Here is a 21,958-nt window from a genome sequence, read left to right on the forward strand (position 1 = left end):
CACCGGCGATGATCAGCTTGGGGTTATGTTCCTTCGCCAGCGCCTCGACCTGATCGTAATCCAGCATGTTGTCCTGCTGGCGCACGCCGTATTGCACCGCGTTGAACCACTTGCCCGACTGGTTCGGGCGCGCGCCGTGGGTCAGGTGGCCGCCGGCATCCAGGCTCATGCCCAGAATGGTGTCACCGGGTTTGATCAGCGCCTGAAACACGCCCTGGTTGGCCTGGCTGCCCGAGTTCGGCTGTACGTTGGCGAAGTTGCAGCCAAACAGCTGCTTGGCGCGGTCGATGGCCAGGTTCTCGGCGATATCAACGAACTGGCAACCGCCATAGTAGCGACGGCCCGGATAGCCTTCGGCGTATTTGTTGGTCATCACGGAACCCTGCGCCTCCATCACGGCGGCAGAGACGATGTTCTCGGACGCGATCAGTTCGATCTCGTCGCGCTGGCGGCCCAGTTCCGATGTGATCGAGCCAAACAGCTCAGGGTCACGGTCCGAGAGGGACTGGGTGAAAAAACCGGTGTCACGAAGGTTGGCGTTCATGGGGGCTCCGAATGGCTGGGGTATCGTTGGCGGATTTCCTATCGGAAACCGGGTACTCTAAAAAGACTGTAAAGCGACGAAATGGCCCGCTATGGCGTCAAGTCTGGCGTAATGCGGAAAGGTGTGTTTGTTTCGGAACCAAATGTGCAGCACCGGAAACCACAAATCATGACTAAGAGAATCGCCTTTCTTGCCAGCGACGTCCAAGTGGCGCAATCCGCGCGGGACGTGCTGGTGGCGCGCTATGGGAATGTGGCGCCCCGGGACGCAGATGTTGTGGTTGCCCTTGGTGGAGATGGGTTCATGTTGCGCACGTTGCATAATACCCAGCATCTGAACACTCCGGTTTATGGCATGAACCGCGGCACAATCGGTTTTTTGATGAATGAGTTTTCCGACACCGACCTGATGACCCGGTTGGCGGAGGCCGAGGAAGAGGTAATCAACCCTCTGATCATGACAGCGATGGATCAATCGGGGAAGCTGCATGAGGCGCTGGCAATCAACGAGGTTTCTCTGCTGCGCGCCGGCCCACAGGCCGCACGCCTGAAAATCTCGGTCGATGGCCGCGAGCGTTTGGACGAACTGGTCTGTGATGGGGCGCTTTTGTCCACGCCGGCGGGGTCAACGGCTTACAACTATTCCGCGCATGGTCCGATATTGCCAATTGGCTCTGACGTTCTGGCCCTGACAGCCATTGCTGCATTTCGACCGCGGCGTTGGCGAGGGGCATTGCTGCCCAAGACGGCTCAGGTGAGATTTGATGTCATTGAGGCGGACAAGCGTCCGGTCATGGCGGATGCCGACTCGATCTCAATTCCCGATATTGACTGGGTCGAAATTAGATCGGAGCCAGCAGTGCAGCATCGCATTCTGTTCGATCCGGGTCATGGGTTGGAAGAACGCCTAATATCTGAGCAATTCACATAAAAATTCTCTCAGATCGCACATTCGAGCACATTGTGTGAACCAGTTCACATGCAGGGTAGAAGCCGTTTGTTACCGTGAACTTGCCCGGAGAACACGCCAGGATGGAAGTGAGTGGCCATCCAACGGTGTTTTCGAACGATTGCGCAGTTTACGCGCTGGCGAGGGTGGGTGGTGCTACGCTCGTCATCAGAAATCCGGGCATATTTTAGTATGCGGACCCCGGGCACAAAAACCCGGGGTCTATTTTTTGTGGGGGGGGTGAGCTGCCGGCTCACGCTTCCGCTGCCATCTTATCCCACAGGATCGGCGCCATTTGTCCGACTCGCGCTTCGATTGCAACGGCGGCGTCCACTGCCAAATCTTCGCGCCAGCGCTGTGCTGCGATTTGCACGTTGATTGGTTGAGGCCCCAGCGGTAGTTCCGCCAACCCGGCAGGGACGCATGCCGCGGGTAACCCAAGAAAGTTCATCGCATAAGAATAGACGGCGCAGCCAAGAACTTCGTGTACGCCTTCAACCCCTTCGGTGTCCCGGTCAGGTTTGAAAAAGGGCTGGGGTAGGAAAGGCGAAAGCACCAAGGGGTAATTCTGCAGAAACAGTGACCACTCGCGGGCGTAGTGGCTGCGTTTTGCCATCATGCGAAGCAGATCGGCTTCAACGATAGGTGGGAATTCCTGAAAGTAGACCTCAAATACATTGCGGATCGTTTCAGACCCGGCGGCCTCGATGTCGCCTTTCATCAGGGTCAGAACCTCGCCCATCAAAGCGCGATAGCCGTTGCGGCCACACTCGAATACATCAGGCGGATCGATTTCTTCCACTAGGTAACCGGCATCGACCAGCGCGTCCCGCGCTGTATCGAGGGCTTTTTCGACTTCCGGGTGCAGAGCGTATCCGAAAGTGTTTTTGGTAAACGCCACCCTGATCGGGCCTTCCAATTCCTCTCCGCGCCACGGCATCGGAACATGGAAAGGATCACGCGGATCGGAGGCGATCAGACTGGGCATGGACAGGTGCAAATCCGCGGCCGAGCGTGTGATCAACCCTTGAACCGACATGGACTGCGCCAGTAATCCCCGTTCGGCCTTTTGTCCGGGGTTCCACGCAGGGACGCGACCAAGACCAGGTTTGATCGTCACCGCTCCGTTGGCCGCAGCAGGAAAGCGCAGGCTGCCGCCGATGTCATTGCCATGACCCAACGCTCCGATGCCCGTCATCACCGCTGCCCCCGCGCCGCCGGACGAACCACCGGGCGAGATATGCCGGCCCCAGGGGTTATACGTGCGTCCGTGCAGGGGATTGTCGGTATCAGCGCGGAAAGAAAACTCCGGGGTGTTGGTGCGCCCGATCACCACAGCGCCTGCGTTTAGCAGATTGGTCACGACCGGAGCATCATCCGGCGCGACGGCCTCTTTCAAGGCTATCACCCCATTGGTCGTGGCGTGACCTTTCTGGTCAACGTTCACCTTGATGGTTACGGGAACCCCGTGCAGGGGACCTGCTGGTTTTCCACTTGCACGGGTCCGATCCAGATGCCGGGCGCGTTCCAGCGCTTCGGTACGCAGGTCTTCAACCACCGCGTTCAGGCCGGGATTTGCCTGATCCATCCGGTCCAGAGCGCTGTGAACGGCGTTTTCAGCGCTCAGCTCTCCGGTGCGTGTCAGTGCCGTCAGCTCTGTGGCGCTCAGACGCCAGAAGTCGGTATGTGTCATGTGCCCTCACTGCTTTGGCACGACACTAGGGGGACTGTGACGGGTTGCAAGAAAAACAAGAGAGTAGGGCGGCGTGGCCGCCCTTCCGTGTTTATTGTGCGTAGCCGATGGTTTGCAGGGCCGAGGTGATCTCGTCCAGAATGACCGGATCGTCGATTGTGGCCGGCATTTTGTAGTCCTTGCCATCGGCAATCGACACCATCGTGCCGCGCAGGATCTTGCCTGAGCGGGTCTTGGGCAGCCGATCCACTACGACCGCGAGTTTGAAGGCTGCGACCGGGCCAATCTTCTCGCGCACCAGCTTTACGACTTCCTGCACGACTTCGCCGTGCTGGCGCTCGGCACCAGAGTTCAGGCACAGGAACCCAACCGGCATTTGACCCTTCAGCTGATCAGATACTCCGATCACCGCGCATTCTGCCACGTCCGGGTGGGCTGCCAGAACCTCTTCCATCCCGCCGGTGGACAGCCGGTGACCAGCCACGTTGATCACGTCATCGGTGCGCGCCATGATGTAGAGGTATCCATCCTCGTCGATCATGCCCGCATCGCCAGTTTCGTAATATCCTGGGAAGTGTTCCAGATAGGATTTTTTGAATCGATCTTCTGCGTTCCAAAGGGTCGGCAAAGTACCGGGCGGCAGAGGTAGCTTGACCGCGATTGCACCCAGTTCGCCCGGCTTCATCGGATGGCCGCCTTCGTCCAGAATCTGCACGTCGTATCCGGGCATTGGTTTTGCGGGCGAGCCCAGCTTGACCGGCAATTCCTCGATCCCCATCGGGTTTCCGGCAATGGCCCACCCGGTTTCGGTCTGCCACCAGTGGTCGATTACCGGCACGTTCAGTGCCGCCTGCGCCCAGGTGATTGTGTCCGGGTCCGCCCGTTCGCCGGCCAGGAACAGGGCGCCCAGGCAAGACAGATCGTAGTTCGCCAGTAACTCGCCCTTGGGGTCTTCACGTTTGACAGCACGAATGGCCGTAGGAGCAGTGAAGAAGCTTTTGACCTTGTGTTCGGATATCACGCGCCAGAAGGTTCCGGCATCCGGAGTGCCAACCGGCTTGCCCTCGAACACGATTGTGGCGTTGCCGTGGATCAGCGGGGCATAGCAAATGTAAGAGTGTCCCACGACCCAGCCCACGTCTGAGGCCGCCCAGAAGACGTCACCCGGATCGACATTATAGATGTTCTTCATCGACCAGTTCAGGGCTACCAGATGCCCAGCAGTCGGGCGTACAACGCCTTTTGGTGCGCCGGTCGTGCCCGAGGTGTAGAGGATATAGGCAGGATCATTGCCATCAACCGGGACGCATTCCGCAGGCTCTACCCCGTACTGGAAACCGTGCCAGTTATAGTCGCGCCCTTCGACCAGCTGGGCTACCTCTTGCTCGCGCTGGAAGATCACACAAAACTCGGGCTTGTGGCTGGCCATGTCGATAGCGCCGTCAAGCAGGGGTTTGTAATGCACCACACGGCCGGGCTCCATTCCGCAAGACGCGGCGATAATCGCCTTGGGTTTCGCGTCGTCGATCCGTACCGCAAGCTCGTTACTGGCGAAGCCACCGAATACGACCGAGTGCACCGCCCCGAGCCGTGCACAGGCCAGCATTGCCTCCAGGGCTTCGGGGATCATCGGCATATAAATGATAACCCTGTCGCCCTTTTCGACACCCTTCGCACGCAACGCGCCTGCCAGATTTGCCACGCGGTTGCGGAGCTCGACATATGAGATTTCCCGTTTGGTGTGCGTGATCGGGCTGTCGTAGATTATCGCTGTCTGTTCGCCTCGCCCGTTTTTCACATGGCGGTCGACTGCGTTCCAGCAGGTGTTTACCTTGGCGTCGCAGAACCATTCGTAGAGCGGCGCATTGTCATCAAACAGCGCTTTCGTGGGCTTTTGAACCCAGTCGATCCCCTTCGCGGCTTCCATCCAGAACGCCTCGGGATCGGATTTCCAACTCTCATAAACGTCCTGATACGTCATGGCGTCCTCCTCCTGATATCCTCGGGCATTGTGTTAAGCATCCCCGACTCAGTGGACAAGCTGTGCGATAGAAGGCGCGTCAGTTTTTCGCAAAATCTTTGCAGAATGTTACGAAAACGGCTGCAAATTTTTGCAAATAGGTTAATTTTAGTCGATCTGGTTCGGGTTTCCCTCGCATTTTGCAAATGTGCAAACTCTGGGATGCAAAGCTGATAGCGCCCCCAGAATCACACTGGTCCCGATTTTCAGCCGCGACAATGCCACGTGGAGTATCAGCCAAGCTTACGCGTAGTGCGTGACAGGTGTTCCAGCAATAGCTGCCATATTCAGTAGCCCGCGAGCCGTGATCGACGGTGTCACGATATGAGCCCTATTGCCCATACCCATCAAAATCGGCCCAACCTCCAGGCCGTCGGCCTTCATCTTCAGAATGTTGCGAACACCGCTGGCCGCGTCCGCATGCGCGAAGATCAGGACATTCGCGGCGCCCTGTAGTCGCGAGTTTGGAAAAATGCGGTCGCGCAGTACAGGGTCCAGCGCGACGTCCAGGTTCATTTCCCCTTCATAGACAAAATCCTGCTGTCTGGCGTCCAGAATTTCAATCGCTGCACGCAGACGTTTCCCGGACCCTTCGGCCTGGTTGCCGAATTGCGATTGCGAGCAGAACGCGATCTTAGGCTCGATCCCGAACCGTCTCACATGTCGTGCGGCTCCGATGGTGCTTTCAGCCAATTCTTCTGGCGTCGGTAGTTGGCGCACATGTGTATCAGCGATGAACAGCGGGCCGTCTTCGAGGATCATAAGTGACATCGCGCCATGCGGGTACATGTCGCCATTACCCAAGACCTGTTCGACATAATTCAAATGCCAGCGGTATTCGCCAAACGTGCCACAAATCAGGCTGTCCGCTTCGCCACGTTGCACCATGATTGCGCCAATTGCGGTCGAGTTCGTGCGCATAATGGCCTTGGCCAGATCAGGTGTCACGCCGCGCCGCTGCATGATCTCGTGATACGAATTCCAATAGTCGTAATAACGCGGGTCATTTTCCGGGTTTACGATTTGGAAATCCTGACCAGGACGTACAGTCAGTCCCAACCTTTCGCAGCGAGCGCTGATCACGTCCGGACGTCCGATCAAGATCGGTGTTTCGGTTGTTTCTTCCAGAATGGCCTGCGCCGCACGAAGCACGCGCTCGTCCTCACCCTCGGCAAAGACGATCCGTCGAGACGCGGCTGCGGCAGCTTCAAAGACAGGCCGCATCAGTAAGGCGGATTTGAAGACGGTCTGGTTCAGTTTTTCCTTATAGGCTTCGATATCATCGATGGGCCGTTTCGCCACGCCGCTGTTCATCGCGGCCTTTGCCACAGAGGAGGACACCACTCCGACAAGACGCGGATCAAAGGGTTTGGGGATCAGGTAATCGGGGCCGAATGTCAGTTGTTCACCCTTGTAGGCAGCGGCCGCCTCGGCGCTGGTCGTAGCGCGGGCCATCTCGGCAATTCCGTCTACGCAGGCGATCTGCATTTCGTCGTTGATTTCTGTCGCGCCAACGTCCAGCGCACCCCGGAAAATGAAAGGAAAACACAGAACGTTGTTGACCTGATTGGGAAAATCGCTGCGTCCGGTCGCGATAATTGCGTCTGGTGCGACCTCGCGTGCGGCCTGCGGCAGGATTTCCGGAGTGGGGTTGGCCAGCGCAAAAATGATTGGTGTCTTGGCCATTTTCTTGACCATTTCGGGTTTCAGCACATTGGGGCCGCTGAGCCCAAGAAACAGATCCGCGCCGTCCATCACATCATCCAGTGTACGCAGGTCGGTTTTTTGTGCGAACTGATCCTTGTGCGGATTCATGTCCTCGGCCCGGCCTTGGTAGACCAGCCCGTGAATATCACACAGCCAGATGTTCTCTCGTTTGACGCCCAGTTTGACCAACATACTCAGGCAGGCGATCCCCGCAGCGCCCCCCCCGGTCGAGACGATCTTGATGTCCTCGAATTTCTTTCCAGCCACGTGTAGGGCATTCTTGGCAGCTGCACCGACAACAATGGCGGTGCCGTGCTGGTCATCATGAAAGACGGGGATATTCATCCGCTCGCGGCACAGTTTTTCAACGACAAAACAATCCGGTGCCTTGATGTCTTCAAGGTTAATCGCGCCAAAGGTCGGTTCCAATGCACAGACGATATCAGCCAGCTTTTCCGGATCGGGTTGGTCAACCTCAATGTCAAAACAGTCGATGCCGGCAAACTTCTTGAACAGGACGGCCTTGCCTTCCATCACTGGCTTGGAGGCCAGCGCGCCAATATTGCCAAGACCCAGTACCGCCGTTCCGTTGGAAACCACAGCCACCAGATTCCCACGCGACGTATATTTTTCGGCGTTGTCCGCATTATCTTTGATTTCAATGCTGGCCTCTGCCACACCCGGCGAATAGGCCCGTGCCAGATCGCGACCGTTAGCCATCGGTTTGGTAGCCTTGATTTCAAGCTTTCCGGGCTTTGGATAGGCGTGATAGTCAAGCGCGGCCTGTCGCAGGCTGGGTGTATCGGACATCGTTGGACTTCCCGTTTTGCAATTTAGTTTAGTGTTAAACTAGTTTTGACGCCGGGGAAACCTTGAATTGGAATTGATCGACGCTCGGCTGTGTCTTGCAAATTCCCAAACCGACCCCCACTGTCCGGCGCAGAGGAGAACAGCATGACCGACACCATAGCCGAGTTTCGTATTCCCACAAACGAATTGCGCGATGACATTCCCTTTTATACCAAGGTGCTGGGTATGCGGATGGACATGATTTATCCGGCGGATGATCCGCGGGTTGCCGTGTTTTCCGGCCACGGTTTGCGGTTGCGTGTCGAAAAGGACGCGCCCGAAGCGCCCGGTACGTTACGCATTCTCACCGAGGATCCGAACAGTTTTGCCGACGGTAAAAGAAGCCTGGTGGCGCCAAATGGCACGCGCATCGAAATCGAAGAGCGTCATCCGCCGCTGGTGATGCCTGAGACGGTTCACTCGTTCGTAGTACGCAGGCTCAAGGATCAGGCACCATGGATTATTGGGCGCGCCGGGATGCACTATCGTGATCTGGTGCCGGATCGTCTGGGTGGTTCGATTATCGCCAGCCATATCCGTATTCCGGACGGTGGACCCGTGCCCGACATGGTGCATTTTCACAAAGTCGGGTTTCAGCTGATCTTCTGCATCCATGGCTGGGTCGATGTGGTTTACGAGGATCAAGGCGAAAAGATGCGTTTGACTGCTGGCGACTGTTTCATCCAGCCGCCGGAAATCAGGCATCGTGTGCTGGAAGCGTCTGACAATGTGCAAGTGATCGAGATTGGTGTCCCGGCCGAGCACGTCACGGAGATTGACCACGATATGGAATTGCCGACTCCGCATCTGCGGCCGGATCGCGAATGGCAGGGTCAGCGGTTTGTTTACAATCAGGCCAAGGATGCCGAGTGGATGCCGTTCCGTCTGCCGGGTTACATTTGCCGGGACACGACGATTGCCGAGAATACAAAAGGAGTCGCGGGTGTTCAGGTGGTGCGCCGGGGGCAGGGTGACCCGGTCTGGGCTACCCACGACACGGATATTCACTTTACCTTTGTGATGAATGGTGAGGTGACGCTCGAGGGTGAAGGCCGCGAGCCCTATCGATTGGAACAAGGCGATGCCTTTGTCATTCCGCCTGGAATGTGGACGCGGCTTTCTGATCCGTCAGATGACGTTGAACTGCTCGAGGTCACTCTGCCCGGAACCTTCAACACGACCCTAGGTTAGGCTGAAAATCGCTGTGGAAAAAGGTCAGGTGGGGCTTCAATTCCCCGCCTGCTTTCATTTAGGGTATGTCATTCTGACCAGATGATCAAAAATTGGGGAATCGCCATGCCTCTTAAAGATGCTGCCTTGTCTGTCCGCGAAAACGCCTATGCGCCCTACTCGAACTTCAAGGTCGGAGCGGCGATCCGGTCTGCGTCTGGGGTGGTTTATTCGGGCTGCAACGTCGAAAACGTGGCTTACCCCGAGGGAACTTGCGCCGAGGCCGGAGCGATTGCCGCCATGGTTGCCGCCGGTGAACAGGACTTGGTAGAAGTTTACGTGGTCGCCTCTAGCCCGCAGCCGGTGCCGCCTTGCGGCGGATGTCGACAAAAGTTGGCCGAGTTCGGCAAAGGTGATGTTCCGGTAACGCTTGCGACAAAGGACGGCGCGGAGTTTAAGACGACAATTGGTCAGTTATTGCCGGGCGCGTTCGACGCCTCGCATATGGAGGGCGCGTGAACCTATGGATGCGCGCTCGATTATTTCCAAACTGCGTCGGCACGAAGTTCCCAATCGCGATGAGTTGATTTGGTTCGCGCAGGGGTTGGCGGACGGTGGAGTCAGCGATGCGCAGGCCGGGGCGTTTGCCATGGCCGTATGCATGGGCAGCCTCGGCGCCACGGGACGGGCCGATCTGACCGTTGCCATGCGCGACAGCGGTGAAGTTTTGTCCTGGGATATGGGCGGCCCGGTAATCGACAAGCACTCGACCGGCGGTGTCGGAGATTGCGTCAGTCTTGTACTTGCCCCAGCGCTGGCTGAGTGTGGGGCCTACGTTCCGATGATTTCTGGGCGTGGATTGGGGCACACGGGCGGAACGCTCGACAAACTTGAGGCTATTCCCGGCGTGACGACGCAGATCGGGCAGAGCCGCCTGACGCAAATTCTGAAAGAAACCGGGGCGGCTATCGTCGGTGCAACGGGCCAGATCGCACCTGCTGACAAACGCCTCTACGCGGTGCGCGATGTAACGGCGACGGTGGAAAGCCTCGACCTGATCACCGCGTCGATCCTATCCAAGAAACTTGCGGCCAGTCCGGATGCTCTGGTTCTGGACGTCAAGGTTGGCAGCGGCGCGTTCATGAAATCACATGAAGAGGCCCGAAAGCTGGCGCAGGCGTTGACCGAGACGGCCAATGCTGCCGGGTGCCGGACCTCGGCCGTGATCACCGATATGAACCAGCCTCTGGCTTCTGCTCTGGGTAATGCGTTGGAAGTGGCCGAGGTGATGAAGGTTCTGACAGGCGGGGGCGTGTCGCCTCTTGCTGAAGTCTCTGCCGAACTCGGAGGTACACTGCTGGTCGATGCCGGCATGTGCGATTCATTCGAGGAGGGATATTCACGGATTGCAGGTATCATTCGCGACGGTCGCGCAGCAGAGCGCTTTGGTCGCATGATGGCGGCAGTCGGAGGGCCAGTTCATTTCGTCGACACGTGGGAACGCTTTCTGCCCGAGGCGAACGTCATTCAGGAAGTGCCTGCACCTCAGGATGGGTACGTCACAGCAATCGATGGTGAGGCGCTGGGCCTCGCCGTAGTCTCGCTGGGGGGCGGGCGGCAGGTCGAAAGCGATGAGATTGACCCGGCTGTTGGCCTGTCAGATATCGTACGGCTGGGAGAACGCGTTGTTAAGGGCGCACCGTTGGCCGTTGTCCACGCCGCCCGCGAGGAAGCTGCGCGCCATGCGGCGACGACAGTCTTGCGGGCAGTGACCATCGGTAAAAAGGCCGACGCCATGCCAGATCTCGTTCACGAAAGGATCACTGCATGAGCCGCGCATTTTTGGTGGTGATGGATTCGGTCGGCATCGGTGGCGCTCCGGATGCGGATAAGTTCTTCAACGGCCAAATACCGGACGAGGGCGCGAACACGTTAGCGCATATTGCGCAAGCCTGCGCTGAGGGGCGCGCGGAAGACGGGCGCTCTGGTCCCATGCATGTACCGCACCTTGATTCATTAGGGCTAGGGGCCGCCACTCGTTTGGCGTCAGGCGCCACGACTCCTGGCCTCGAGGCTGACCCGACAGGCCTATGGGGCTGCGCGCGTGAGCATTCACCAGGCAAGGATACCCCCTCAGGCCATTGGGAGCTGGCTGGATTGCCTGTGCCGTGGAATTGGCACTATTTCCCGGAAACCGTTCCGACCTTTCCCGCTGATCTAAGCCGTGCTGCGGCCGAGGCTGCAGGGACGGATGGAATCCTGGGAGATTGCCATGCATCGGGTACGGCTATCATCGCCGAGCTGGGTGCCGACCACATGCGAACTGGTCGACCGATCTGCTATACCTCTGCTGACAGCGTTTTCCAGATTGCCGCGCATGAAGAGAGCTTTGGTCTGGACCGGCTGTTGGAAATGTGCCGTACCCTAGCGCCGCGTCTGCACGAGATGAAGGTGGGTCGTGTCATCGCCCGCCCCTTCGTCGGCTCGCCCGAGGCGGGTTTCACACGAACCACAAACCGCAAAGACTTTGCAATTCTCCCGCCTGCGCCGGTTCTGACCAACTGGGTGCAGGATGCGGGGCGTCGGGTTCACGCTGTTGGCAAGATCGGCGACATCTTTTCGATGCAGGGGATCGATACCTTGCGCAAGGGATCGGACGCCGAGCTGATGAACCACCTGTCCGACCTTGTAGATGAGGCCGAAGACGGCAGCCTGACCTTTGCAAATTTTGTCGAGTTCGACAGCCTTTATGGCCATCGGCGCGATATCAGCGGCTATGCCCGCGCGTTGGAGTGGTTTGACCATGAGATTGGTTCGATCCTGCAAAAGTTGCGCCCGGACGATTTGCTGTTGCTGACCGCAGATCACGGCAATGATCCAAGTTGGACCGGTACCGACCATACGCGTGAACAGGCACCGGTATTGATCGCTGGTCAAGTTTCGGGCCAGATCGGCCAGGTCGATTTCGCCGACGTCGCTGCCAGCATCGCGCATCACCTGAATATTCCGGCCCAAGGGTCGGGAAGGACCTTCCTATGACCGTCGCTGACCTACCGAAGATCGAATTGCACCTGCACCATGAGGGCGCTGCTCCACCTGCCTTTATTCGGCAGCTGGCGCACGAAAAGCGCATTGACCTGAGCGGTATTTTCAAGCCAGACGGGTCGTATGATTTCCGCGACTTTACGCATTTCCTCAGCGTTTATGAGGCTGCCTGCGAGGTGTTGAAATCGCCCGAGGATTTTCGTCGCCTGACGTTGGCAATCCTCGAAGAAAGTGCTGCAAATGGAGTGGTTTATACCGAAACCTTCCTCAGTCCCGATTTCTGCGGGGGTGGTGACCTGCAGGCCTGGCAAGACTATCTAAGCGCGATCCGTGATGCCGCCGACCAAGCCGAGCGCGAATTCGACATTACGCTGCGAGGCGTTGTCACTTGTGTGCGCCATTTCGGGGCGGAGCAAGCCAAACGCAGCGCTTATTGTGCCGCTGAAACCGCTGGCGACTGGATCACCGGCTTTGGCATGGGGGGAAACGAATCCGTTGGTACGCAGGGCGATTACAAATGGGCCTTTGATTGCGCGCGCGAGGCGGGGCTGCGCCTGACTACACATGCCGGAGAATTCGGTGGACCCGAAAGCGTCCGCGACGCAGTACGCGATCTGGGCGTGGAACGGGTCGGTCATGGCGTTCGGGCCATCGAAGACCCGGATCTGCTGTACGAACTGAAGGACCGGGGCGTCACGCTTGAGGTTTGTCCGGGTTCGAATGTGGTTCTGGGCCTGTTCCCTGACTTCAGCTCGCATCCTATTGCCCAACTTCGGGACGCAGGTGTCAAAGTCACCGTGTCCACCGATGACCCGCCGTTTTTCCATACTACAATGCGGCGCGAATATGAGATGCTGAACCAAGCCTTCGGTTGGGAAGCCGAGGATTTTGCTGCGCTGAACGAAACTGCCCTGAATGCGGCCTTTTGCGATGAAGATACCCGCGAGCGGGTCAAGAAAAGACTGGAGAAATCATGAGCGAACATCTGACCGTCGTTGATCACCCGTTGGTGCAGCACAAGCTGACGCTCATGCGGGACAAGGGCACCTCAACCGCCGTGTTCCGTCAGCTGCTGCGCGAGATCACGCTTCTGCTGGCCTATGAGGTCACGCGCGAGCTGAAACTGACCACGCGCCATATCGAAACGCCAATGGAAGAAATGGACGCGCCTATTCTTGCGGGTAAGAAACTGGCACTGGTCTCGATCCTGCGTGCGGGCAACGGGATGCTGGATGGCGTTCTGGAGCTGATCCCCTCGGCGCGCGTAGGCTTTGTCGGCCTTTATCGCGATGAAGAAACGCTGAAACCCGTGCAGTACTATTTCAAGGCTCCCGAAGGGTTGAAGGATCGTTTGGTCATCGCCGTAGACCCGATGCTGGCGACTGGCAACAGCTCGGCGGCGGCGATCGATCTGCTGAAAGAGGCCGGTGCGACCGATATCCGCTTCCTTTGCCTGCTGGCCGCGCCCGAAGGGGTTGCGCGAATGAAGGAGGCCCACCCGGACGTCAAGATCGTCACCGCAGCGCTGGATCGAGAGCTGAATTCCAAGGGCTATATTATGCCGGGATTGGGCGATGCAGGCGACCGGATGTTTGGTACCAAGTAGTCGAATTATTCGCCGCAGATGTTTTGCAGCCGGACCCAGTCGCGGTCCGGCAGAACTTGCTCCAAAGTCCGGCCTGCCATCGGGTCGGCCTCGATCAGCCCCAGAACCGTCTCACCGGTTATGTCGCGCGCATAGGCGTAGGGCGTCGTGGGCAGGGCGGCTTGGGCAAAGACAGCCAGCAGATCGTCATCGTTGATTTCCGGGCGGGGTTCAGTGAGAACCAGTTCGGTATATGCATCCACGTTGTCGGCAGTGAGCTCACCGGTTGTCAGTAAACGAAACGCTGCTGTTGGACCGGTCCGATCCAGCAGATCATCCAGAGGGTCCTTTAGTTCTGCGCGTGCACGGGCCGCAATGATGTAACCAGCCGCGACCGCCGGATCTTCGTGGTCCTCGATCAGTGCGCGGTTCAGCAGAACTGTACCACCCGGCAGGCTGAGGCTGTCCGGTACACCAGCCGGAAGAATGACAATCTGACGAACGCCTGTGCGTCTCGCCAATTGGTCCAGAGATGTCTGAGCGTCTCGGGACGAACAGGCCTGTCCCGAAACCCGTTCGATACGCTGCAAAATCGTCGCGCCGATCTCCTGCCGTTTTATGTCAGGCACCACGGAAACTACGTGGCGCTGAAGCGCAATCGGCAACCATAGCAGCAGAACGGCCAGCACGGCCAACACGACCCCAGCGACCGACAACCATCGCAGCCGCCCAGGGTGTGGACGCGCGCGGTCGATGGCGCGTTGCAGACGGTCGATGGCCTCGAGCATTGTCGTCTCGGACTGCGCCAGTTCCAGTGTTTCGCCGGGGTCGCCATCGGGATTGAAAAGCGCCGGGTAAGCACCGGGATTCTGCCGTTCCAGTGCAGCCAGCGACCAATGCGTTAACGCCCGGTCGTTGAAATCCGAAATGGTCAGCGTAGCCTCACCAATAGACACCACAACCTCGCGCCGCTGTTCCTCGGGCGAGGGGCGCCACAGACCGGTAGCTTCGATCCGCTGGTACTGTTTTAGGGCCGTCATCTGGATGAGGTCTGCTCACTTTTTTGTTTTCCGAAGCATAGCATGGTGAAATCGAAAGGCGCAAACCAGTTGCGTCGCAATTCGGATTTGTGCTGGATAGCGCGGAAGGTCAGAGCAGCCGAGACTCAGATTTCAACCGAGGTGCAGATTGCAGTCAGTTAAAACCACTTCTCCAGTACTGGCGTCGATGCTGATGGTCGGTGCCATGGCGATCATCGGCGTGATCGACAATGTTGTGATCCTGCTGGCCGATACTATCGGCCTATGGCAGTTCCACCTCAGCCGGGCATTGCTAATGTTGCCTCTGATCATTGGATTGTCTCTCTTGGGGCTAGGAGGGTTGCGCCCGAAGCGTCTGGGCCCTGTCGTGTTACGCAGTGTTTTGATCACGACGGCCATGCTGTTCTATTTTTCTTCTTTGGCCTTAATGCCAATCGCGCAGGCATTGGCGGGGCTGTTCACATCGCCGATTTTTGTTTTGTTGATTTCCGCATTGGGGATGAAGCAAACTATTGGCCCGTGGCGGATAGCTGCCGTGATGATCGGATTCATGGGCATTTTGTTTGTGCTGCAACCAAACCCGGCTGATTTTGATTTCCTAACATTGCTTCCGGTTGCAGGTGGGTTTTTCTACGCCTTTGGCGCGATTATCACACGCAGCCATTGTTCAGAAGAAAGCACTACCGCTTTGCTGGCCAGCATGTCTGTTACGCTTGGTCTGGCCGGTGCAATTGGATTGGCATTTTTTACTGTTCTGCCTGTTGCAACTCTTGATGGGGCAGACGGATTTGTCACCCGTGGCTGGGTTTGGGCCATGCAACCAGCTTTGCCTTGGATTTTCATTCAGGCATTTGGTTCGACTATCGCTGTATTCATGTTGATCAAGGCCTATCAAGTTGGGGAGCCATCCTATGTTGCGGTCTTTGAGTATTCAGTGATGATATTTGGCCCACTCTTCGCTTGGGTGGCCTTGGGTCAGACGATTGGCATTATGCAGGTCGCCGGTATTGGATTAATCGCAGTCGCTGGTGCATTGCTGGGGTGGCGGGCAGGGCGTTCACCCGTGGAACTGGAAGCCTCGTGACCAACTGATTGGGTAGCGACCATGAAATTTTCTCGAACACCGCTAGGAAATCGCAGATGTTTTTTGGATCAGCGAGAGAAGAAGAATGACACGTGCACAGTGAGTGATCAGTGTTGTGGATTAACCATTGATCTGGACGCCGAACCGTTGTTCAGCCTCTGAAGCTCTGGTCCGAAACCGCATCAAAACCCGGCGGAGCATTATTTCGATTACCAGTCGTGGTAATCCCGACGGACCAGAAAACGGTTGCGCAAGCCAGCGTCGAAGACCTTCAGATATTCGGAATATGGCTGCATCATTTCGTTGTTGGCGATAGTTTCCAATTTTGAGCTAAATCCAGCCTTTAGATTGCTGTTGTTTGGATTAAAGGGCTAAAAAGGTCCCTGCATTGCCTCAATTTGGACAAAATGTGGCAAAACTAAGTCGGTCGCTTGTTTTCCATGATAGCTCTTTTGGATCGTTTTGTTTGTGCCATAAGGGGGTGAGGCACGTGTTAGAAGTAGTGAGTATTTCAAGTTTTTCTGATCGCTCGGCCAGTGTTGAGCCAACTATTCAGCGTAATGCTGTTACTGCGCGTAGAGGTGGTCTTGTGCATGGCACCAAAATCGCGACGACCAGTGGCTGGAAGAGGGTAGAGCGTCTTAAAGTCAGTGATCTGGTGCGTACACTTGATAATGGTTTCAAAGAGGTGCGCCGAATCTCAACTGATTTGATTACCATTCCCGCAGGTGAAACACGTCCCGAGAACCTGCCGGTTCAGGTACCGTCGCGCGCGGCATATAATGGTCGCGTTGTCTGGTTGATGCCGGAACAGGGGATGGCAGTGGATCATAAAAAGATTGATCCGTCCCAGGTCGGTGTTTCAGTTGTTTCAGCAAGGTTGCTGAGCGGTATCTGCCGGCTCAGGTCCCGGGCACCGGGGGCAGGTTTCGAAGTCAGCACGCTGTTTTTCGACGAAGACGAAGTGATCTATATCGAGGGAGGTCTGCAAGCCTATTGCGCTGCCGCGAGATTTGGGACGCGGGCCGGGACCAACCAAAAGATCTATCCGGTAGTAGATGGTGAGATCGCCACATCAATAATTGATGCTATTGCCGACACGGGAAGCATTTCCGCTCTTGCTAATCCGTTGGGCGCGCTGCCTGTTCCTGTTCCCGAAGAACCGATCTTTCCGATAAAGCCTTTGAAGGGGCGACGGCGTCCCGGGCGCCCCGGACGGCCTCCGCCGCCAGTACTATTTCTGCGACCCGAGTGGATGATGTTGACCCACCAGTAAAATGACGGGGGCACATGAATACATGTGCCCGCACCAATAATTCAGGCTGCTTTCGCAGAGGTATCGAAGCGACCGTAGAAGCTCTGACCTTTGTCGGCCATTTCGCGTAGCAACGCAGGGCAGGCAAAACGATCGCCAAATTTCTCAGCCAATTGATCGCACCGTTCAGCTGCGTATGGTGTGCCGAGGATGTCCAGCCAGCTGAGTGGGCCACCTGACCACGGCGCAAAGCCCCAGCCCAGGATAGCGCCCACGTCGCCTTCGCGGATGTCTTCGAGAACACCTTCCTCCAGTGCTCGGACGGCTTCCAGCACCTGTGCGAACATCAGGCGTTCCTGCACTTCGATCAGGTTAGGCTGGTCCTCGGCCAGCGGGTATTTTTCCTGCAGCCCTTTCCAGTATTCGACGCGTTTGCCCTTCTCATCATAGTCGAAGAAGCCGGCATTCGCTTTGCGTCCCAGGCGGCCCTGTTCCTCCATCCAGAAGATCAGATCATCCGAGGGACTTTCCGGATAGGCATCACCCATCGCTGCCTTGGTGGCACGGGCGATCTTGGCGCCCAGATCGATCGAGGTTTCGTCTGTGAGTTGGATAGGTCCAACCGGGAATCCCAGCTGACGCGCGGCGTTGTCGATCAGCACGGGGCTGACACCTTCTGTGACCATCCGCGCACCTTCATTGATGTACGGAATGATGCAGCGGTTTGCGTAGAAAAAGCGCGCATCGTTGACCACGATTGGCGTTTTGCGGATTTGGCGGACATAGTCCAGCGCCTTGGCCACAGCGCGATCACCGGTTTCCTTACCTTTGATGATCTCGACTAGGAACATCTTCTCGACCGGTGAGAAGAAATGGATGCCGATGAATTGGTCCGGGCGCACGCTCGCTTTGGCCAGATCCGAGATCGGTAGGGTCGATGTGTTCGAGGCAAAGATGCAGTCCTCGGGTATGATCGCCTCGACCTTTTTGGTCATCTCGGCCTTGACGCCCATGTCTTCAAACACGGCTTCGATGATCAGGTCGCAGCCTTTCAGATGGTCCAAATCCGGGGTCGCAGTGATGCGGCGCAGCATGGCCTCTTTTTTCTCGGCCGTGACCTTGCCGCGCTTCATACCCTTGTCCAGATAGGTTTCGGTATAGGCTTTGCCCTTGTCCGCCGCTTCCTGATCGCGGTCGACCAGCACGACTTCCATGCCAGCCTGAGCAGACACCAGCGCGATACCCGCACCCATCATACCTGCACCCAGAACGCCGATCTTCTTGACTGACTGATCCGGCACCCCTGCAGGGCGCACCGCGCCTTTTTCCAGCGCTTCCTTGTTCAGGAACAGCGAACGGATCATGGCTCCAGAAGATGGATTCATCAATACAGAGGTAAACCAGCGCGCTTCGATCTTCAGCGCAGTGTCAAAATCAACCAGCGCGCCTTCGTAAACCGCGCTCAGTAGAGCCTTGGCCGCCGGGAAGGCGCCTTGGGTCTTGCCGTTCACCATCGCCGAGGCACCGACGAAGTTCATGAAGCCAGCTGGATGATAGGGCGCGCCTCCGGGCATCTTGTAGCCTTTGGCGTCCCAAGGTTTAACGATGTCGGCATCCGTGGCGTTCAGCACCCATTCTTTGGCTGCGGCAACCGGATCAGCGGCGATATCGTCGATGTATCCCGCGCCCTTGGCTTTCTTGACGTCCAGCATCTTGCCTTCCAACAGCAGCGGAGCCGCCGCGAGCGGACCAACCTTGCGCACCATGCGGGTAGTACCCCCTGCGCCGGGGAAGATGCCGACCATGATCTCGGGCAGGCCATACTTTGCCTTGGGGTTTTCAGCGGCAAAGATCCGGTGCGTGGACAGCGGCAGTTCCATCCCAATGCCGGCGGCAGTACCGGGCAGGGCTGTGGCAATCGGCTTGCCACCCTTCTTGGTCTTGGGGTCCATACCCGCCATCTCGATCTTGCGCAGCAGGGCGTGCATTTGCATCGTGCCCTCGAACAAACCTTTGGCCGGGTTGTCGCCCGCCTGCTCCTTCATCACGGCCAGCAGGTTCAGGTCCATGCCGCCGGCAAAAGACCCTTCCTTACCCGAGGTGATGACAATCCCTTTGACTTCATCATCAGCCAGCGCCTGATCAATCAGGTCACTCAGCTGCGCCAGTCCGTCAAACGACATCACGTTCATGGTTTTGCCCGGGACGTCCCAGCTGATAATGCCAACGCCATCGGCGTCTTTGGTCAGAGTAAACTCGGTCATTCGTCTTCTCCAATCTGGTCAGCCGTCAGCGGGCTGCCGTCTTTGCGGGTGAAGGCGAATCCATTCTCATCATCCTTCACCATCATGTCTAAGTCGCTGTAATACGCAGTCTCGGTTGGGGTCCGTGTGCCCACCACAAGAAAACTCGCTGGCGCATTGGTCTTGTTCACAAGGTGGTGGCCGTTGGCCTCACCCGCAGGCCAAGCGGCGCAATCGCCGGGCAACATCTCATGCTCGCCATCATCATCGATCAGCGTGCAGGTGCCACTTAACATGATCGCAAATTCGTCCTGCTCCATATGGTAGTGGCGTAGAGACGACAGGCCGTTTGGCTCCAGCCGCACGATATTGACTCCAAACTGAGTCAGGCCGTTCGGATCGCCAATGCGTTGCACATAGCGGTCGTCACCGACCCTTGCGAGTTTACCGGGATAGCCCGAGCCGTTTTGAAACGGGATTTGAGAAAGATCGATCTTAGGCATCAGACGCGCTCGATAATCGTTGCCGCGCCCATTCCGGATGCGATGCAGAGTGTGGCCAAACCGGTTTCTTTGTCTTGACGCTCCAGCTCGTCCAGCAATGTGCCGATGATCATCGCACCGGTCGCGCCCAGCGGGTGACCCATCGCGATCGAGCCGCCGTTGACGTTTACCAGTCCGGGATCGACGTCGAACGCCTGTTGGAACCGCAGAACGACCGAGGCGAAGGCTTCGTTCACTTCGAACAGGTCCAGATCGCTGATCTTCATGCCGTTGTCGGCCAGAATCTTTTCGGTCACCGGAACCGGGCCGGTCAGCATGATGGTCGGGTCGGTGCCGATCTTGGCGGTTGCCTTGATGCGCGCGCGGGGCTTAATGCCGTGTTTCTCACCGAATTCCTTGTTGCCGATCAGGACCGCCGCCGCTCCATCCACGATGCCCGAGCTGTTGCCGGCGTGGTGGATGTGGTTCACGCGCTCAAGATGCGGGTATTTCAGCATCGCCACCTTGTCGAAACCCGGCATTTGTTCACCCATCATCGCAAAGGACGGGTTCAGCGCGCCAAGGCTTTGCATGTCGGTGCCGGGGCGCATGTATTCGTCGCGGTCCAGAATGGTCAGGCCGTTCTGGTCCTTGACGGTGATGACCGATTTTTCGAACCGGTTGTCTGCCCATGCTTCCGCGGCGCGTTTTTGCGATTCAACCGCCAGAGCGTCTGCGTCATCACGGGAGAATCCGTATTCGGTCGCAATAATGTCGGCCGAGATGCCCTGCGGCACGAAATAAGTGTCCATCGCCAGCGAGGGGTCGACGGCAATCGCCGCACCGTCGCTGCCCATGGCCACGCGGCCCATCATTTCGACGCCACCAGCGATGTAGGCCTCGCCCGCTCCGCCTTTGACCTGATTTGCGGCCAGGTTCACGGCTTCCATGCCCGACGCACAGAAACGGTTGATCGCCAGACCGGGGATCGATTCATCCAGATCCGAGGCTAGAACGGCCGAGCGAGCCAGACAGCCGCCTTGCTCCATCACTTGCGTGACGTTCCCCCAGATCACGTCTTCCACGGCGTGGCCTTCGAGGTTGTTCCGCTCTTTCATCGCGTTCAGGGTCAATGCAGACAGACGCACCGAGGTTACCTCGTGCAGGCTGCCATCCTTGCGGCCCTTGCCGCGCGGAGTGCGCAGGGCGTCATAGATATATGCTTCGGTCATAGGGGTCTCCTCAGGCGCGGTCCGACGGTTTGCCGGGCATCAGGTCATAGGGGTGTTTCCAGCCGGGCTGCTCGGACATGCGTTGCAGCCAGGCGTCGATGTGGGGCCAATCGGAACGGTCAAAGCCGAATGGTTCGGGATAATAGAGATAGCCACAGCAGCTGATATCAGCGTTGGTTATGCCGTCGCCGACGATCCATTCGCGGCCGTCCAGATGGTTGTTCAGCACCTGATACGCCGCCTTCAAGCGCCCTTGGTTGAAGGCGATGACGTCAGGATTGCGATGTTTTTCGGGGAGGAAATTGATCAGGAAACGAGTCAATCCAGCCATCGAACTGAGCTTATGGTTGTCCCATAGCACCCACCGCAGGATGTCATAGTTTTCTTCGTGGGTCTTGCCGCCGAACTTCCCCGATTTTTCTGTAACATATGCCTGAATTGCACCAGATTGACTGGTGCGGAAATCACCGTCAACCAGTACGGGCGCTTCGCCCATTTCGTTAACTTCAGCGCGGTACTCAGGGGTGCGGGTCACACCATTGAAGAAATCGACAAATACCGGCTCCCACTCCAAACCGGACATCTCCAAGGCAAGTGCGCCTTTGTATGAGTTCCCGCTTTCTCCGAAACAATGAAGTTTGATGGTCATGCGATTGCCCCTCCCAAGGCGCAGATTGCAGATGCTGAATTCCGCGTATTTCGAGCAAACCGAACCATCTGGACCGTTGCCAGCCACGGTCATCATTGTGGGGTTCGTCTTGCTGAAAACACGCCGTCCCAATTCAGGAATGGCAGTATTGGTTAGCGCTTTCGCGCCTCAAGTTCGGAATTGAAGATGCGTAGCCGGTGGGTCAGGTTCTCCTCATCTATGACGCTGTTGAAATTTTCGAACAGAAAGGACAGTGCTTCGCCTTCATCCAAGCCAGCCTCGCGCGCGAAACCCTTGAGTTTTCGATACCCGTCTTCGGTCATCGCGACGGGAAAGCGGCGTGTCAGGCGAAAGCGCTTTGGCATTTAGGTCCTCCGGTGAACTGGTTCCGGGCGATGTAGCCCGGAACCAG

The 21,958-nt window shown here is 57.5% G+C and carries 18 protein-coding genes and 1 pseudogene; 9 read left to right on the top strand and 10 right to left on the bottom strand.

Going from position 1 to position 21,958, the window contains the following annotated elements:
- Positions 1-544: pseudogene (locus AC2TDA_RS21080) on the bottom strand (PLP-dependent aminotransferase family protein); the annotation flags it as partial.
- A 168-nt stretch (positions 545-712) separates the two neighbouring features.
- On the opposite strand from AC2TDA_RS21080, the gene AC2TDA_RS21085 reads away from it, so the two are divergent.
- Positions 713-1,474: an NAD kinase gene (locus tag AC2TDA_RS21085; RefSeq protein ID WP_480881006.1), complete on the top strand. Its 762-nt coding sequence runs from the start codon at positions 713-715 to the stop codon at positions 1,472-1,474.
- A 271-nt stretch (positions 1,475-1,745) separates the two neighbouring features.
- Here the strand turns inward: AC2TDA_RS21085 and AC2TDA_RS21090 are convergent, their stop codons facing one another.
- The 3 genes from AC2TDA_RS21090 to AC2TDA_RS21100 all read right to left on the bottom strand — a co-directional run bounded on the left by AC2TDA_RS21090 (position 1,746) and on the right by AC2TDA_RS21100 (position 7,722).
- Entirely contained in the window at positions 1,746-3,185 is a 1,440-nt protein-coding gene (locus tag AC2TDA_RS21090) for an amidase family protein (RefSeq protein ID WP_480846352.1), read from the bottom strand.
- A gap of 91 nt (positions 3,186-3,276) precedes the next feature.
- Positions 3,277-5,166: a propionate-CoA ligase PrpE gene (gene prpE / locus AC2TDA_RS21095; RefSeq protein WP_480881002.1), complete on the bottom strand. Its 1,890-nt coding sequence runs from the start codon at positions 5,164-5,166 to the stop codon at positions 3,277-3,279.
- Between the two features lie 282 nt (positions 5,167-5,448).
- Positions 5,449-7,722, bottom strand: coding sequence for an NADP-dependent malic enzyme (locus AC2TDA_RS21100; RefSeq protein ID WP_480880999.1), 2,274 nt, complete (start codon positions 7,720-7,722; stop codon positions 5,449-5,451).
- A gap of 144 nt (positions 7,723-7,866) precedes the next feature.
- On the opposite strand from AC2TDA_RS21100, the gene AC2TDA_RS21105 reads away from it, so the two are divergent.
- The 6 genes from AC2TDA_RS21105 (at position 7,867) to upp (ending at position 13,582) form a co-directional block, all read left to right on the top strand.
- Positions 7,867-8,952 (top strand): cupin domain-containing protein, encoded by a 1,086-nt coding sequence (locus AC2TDA_RS21105; protein WP_480880998.1) that lies wholly within the window; start codon positions 7,867-7,869, stop codon positions 8,950-8,952.
- A gap of 105 nt (positions 8,953-9,057) precedes the next feature.
- Entirely contained in the window at positions 9,058-9,450 is a 393-nt protein-coding gene (locus tag AC2TDA_RS21110) for a cytidine deaminase (RefSeq protein ID WP_480846347.1), read from the top strand.
- 4 nt (positions 9,451-9,454) lie between these two features.
- Positions 9,455-10,762: a thymidine phosphorylase gene (locus AC2TDA_RS21115; protein ID WP_480880996.1), complete on the top strand. Its 1,308-nt coding sequence runs from the start codon at positions 9,455-9,457 to the stop codon at positions 10,760-10,762.
- Positions 10,759-11,970 (top strand): phosphopentomutase, encoded by a 1,212-nt coding sequence (locus tag AC2TDA_RS21120; RefSeq protein ID WP_480880994.1) that lies wholly within the window; start codon positions 10,759-10,761, stop codon positions 11,968-11,970. The genes AC2TDA_RS21115 and AC2TDA_RS21120 overlap by 4 nt, the downstream gene beginning before the upstream one ends.
- Positions 11,967-12,953 carry an adenosine deaminase gene (locus AC2TDA_RS21125; protein WP_480880993.1) on the top strand — a complete coding sequence of 329 codons (987 nt, stop codon included), beginning with the start codon at positions 11,967-11,969 and terminating at the stop codon, positions 12,951-12,953. The genes AC2TDA_RS21120 and AC2TDA_RS21125 overlap by 4 nt, the downstream gene beginning before the upstream one ends.
- Positions 12,950-13,582, top strand: coding sequence for a uracil phosphoribosyltransferase (gene upp / locus AC2TDA_RS21130; RefSeq protein ID WP_170741068.1), 633 nt, complete (start codon positions 12,950-12,952; stop codon positions 13,580-13,582). The genes AC2TDA_RS21125 and upp overlap by 4 nt, the downstream gene beginning before the upstream one ends.
- A gap of 5 nt (positions 13,583-13,587) precedes the next feature.
- Here the strand turns inward: upp and AC2TDA_RS21135 are convergent, their stop codons facing one another.
- Positions 13,588-14,601: a hypothetical protein gene (locus tag AC2TDA_RS21135; protein WP_480846342.1), complete on the bottom strand. Its 1,014-nt coding sequence runs from the start codon at positions 14,599-14,601 to the stop codon at positions 13,588-13,590.
- A 148-nt stretch (positions 14,602-14,749) separates the two neighbouring features.
- On the opposite strand from AC2TDA_RS21135, the gene AC2TDA_RS21140 reads away from it, so the two are divergent.
- Positions 14,750-15,685, top strand: coding sequence for a DMT family transporter (locus tag AC2TDA_RS21140; protein ID WP_480880991.1), 936 nt, complete (start codon positions 14,750-14,752; stop codon positions 15,683-15,685).
- 490 nt (positions 15,686-16,175) lie between these two features.
- Entirely contained in the window at positions 16,176-16,961 is a 786-nt protein-coding gene (locus tag AC2TDA_RS21145; RefSeq protein WP_480880989.1) for a Hint domain-containing protein, read from the top strand.
- Positions 16,962-17,002: 41 nt separating this feature from the next.
- Here AC2TDA_RS21145 and AC2TDA_RS21150 read toward each other — a convergent pair whose 3' ends face one another.
- From AC2TDA_RS21150 to AC2TDA_RS21170, 5 genes are all read right to left on the bottom strand, one after another.
- Entirely contained in the window at positions 17,003-19,204 is a 2,202-nt protein-coding gene (locus AC2TDA_RS21150; RefSeq protein ID WP_480880988.1) for a 3-hydroxyacyl-CoA dehydrogenase NAD-binding domain-containing protein, read from the bottom strand.
- Entirely contained in the window at positions 19,201-19,686 is a 486-nt protein-coding gene (locus AC2TDA_RS21155; protein WP_480880986.1) for a cupin domain-containing protein, read from the bottom strand. Before AC2TDA_RS21155 ends, AC2TDA_RS21150 begins: the two co-directional genes overlap by 4 nt.
- Positions 19,686-20,897 (bottom strand): acetyl-CoA C-acetyltransferase, encoded by a 1,212-nt coding sequence (locus tag AC2TDA_RS21160; protein ID WP_480880985.1) that lies wholly within the window; start codon positions 20,895-20,897, stop codon positions 19,686-19,688. Before AC2TDA_RS21160 ends, AC2TDA_RS21155 begins: the two co-directional genes overlap by 1 nt.
- 10 nt (positions 20,898-20,907) lie before the next feature.
- The gene (locus AC2TDA_RS21165) at positions 20,908-21,546 is read right to left on the bottom strand and encodes a glutathione S-transferase family protein (protein ID WP_480846336.1); all 639 of its coding nucleotides are present in this window, start codon (positions 21,544-21,546) and stop codon (positions 20,908-20,910) included.
- A gap of 152 nt (positions 21,547-21,698) precedes the next feature.
- On the bottom strand, positions 21,699-21,911 hold the full coding sequence (locus tag AC2TDA_RS21170) for a hypothetical protein (RefSeq protein WP_005981899.1): 213 nt from the start codon (positions 21,909-21,911) through the stop codon (positions 21,699-21,701).
- Positions 21,912-21,958: the final 47 nt, after the last annotated feature.

This window comes from Ruegeria sp. HKCCD6426 (assembly GCF_057221115.1).

Coding starts and splice junctions, on each gene's coding strand:
- AC2TDA_RS21085 (WP_480881006.1), top strand. CDS start 713: ATGACTAAGAGAATCGCCTTTCTTGCCAGCGACGTCCAAGTGGCGCAA.
- AC2TDA_RS21090 (WP_480846352.1), bottom strand. CDS start 3,185: ATGACACATACCGACTTCTGGCGTCTGAGCGCCACAGAGCTGACGGCA.
- prpE (WP_480881002.1), bottom strand. CDS start 5,166: ATGACGTATCAGGACGTTTATGAGAGTTGGAAATCCGATCCCGAGGCG.
- AC2TDA_RS21100 (WP_480880999.1), bottom strand. CDS start 7,722: ATGTCCGATACACCCAGCCTGCGACAGGCCGCGCTTGACTATCACGCC.
- AC2TDA_RS21105 (WP_480880998.1), top strand. CDS start 7,867: ATGACCGACACCATAGCCGAGTTTCGTATTCCCACAAACGAATTGCGC.
- AC2TDA_RS21110 (WP_480846347.1), top strand. CDS start 9,058: ATGCCTCTTAAAGATGCTGCCTTGTCTGTCCGCGAAAACGCCTATGCG.
- AC2TDA_RS21115 (WP_480880996.1), top strand. CDS start 9,455: ATGGATGCGCGCTCGATTATTTCCAAACTGCGTCGGCACGAAGTTCCC.
- AC2TDA_RS21120 (WP_480880994.1), top strand. CDS start 10,759: ATGAGCCGCGCATTTTTGGTGGTGATGGATTCGGTCGGCATCGGTGGC.
- AC2TDA_RS21125 (WP_480880993.1), top strand. CDS start 11,967: ATGACCGTCGCTGACCTACCGAAGATCGAATTGCACCTGCACCATGAG.
- upp (WP_170741068.1), top strand. CDS start 12,950: ATGAGCGAACATCTGACCGTCGTTGATCACCCGTTGGTGCAGCACAAG.
- AC2TDA_RS21135 (WP_480846342.1), bottom strand. CDS start 14,601: ATGACGGCCCTAAAACAGTACCAGCGGATCGAAGCTACCGGTCTGTGG.
- AC2TDA_RS21150 (WP_480880988.1), bottom strand. CDS start 19,204: ATGACCGAGTTTACTCTGACCAAAGACGCCGATGGCGTTGGCATTATC.
- AC2TDA_RS21155 (WP_480880986.1), bottom strand. CDS start 19,686: ATGCCTAAGATCGATCTTTCTCAAATCCCGTTTCAAAACGGCTCGGGC.
- AC2TDA_RS21160 (WP_480880985.1), bottom strand. CDS start 20,897: ATGACCGAAGCATATATCTATGACGCCCTGCGCACTCCGCGCGGCAAG.
- AC2TDA_RS21165 (WP_480846336.1), bottom strand. CDS start 21,546: ATGACCATCAAACTTCATTGTTTCGGAGAAAGCGGGAACTCATACAAA.
- AC2TDA_RS21170 (WP_005981899.1), bottom strand. CDS start 21,911: ATGCCAAAGCGCTTTCGCCTGACACGCCGCTTTCCCGTCGCGATGACC.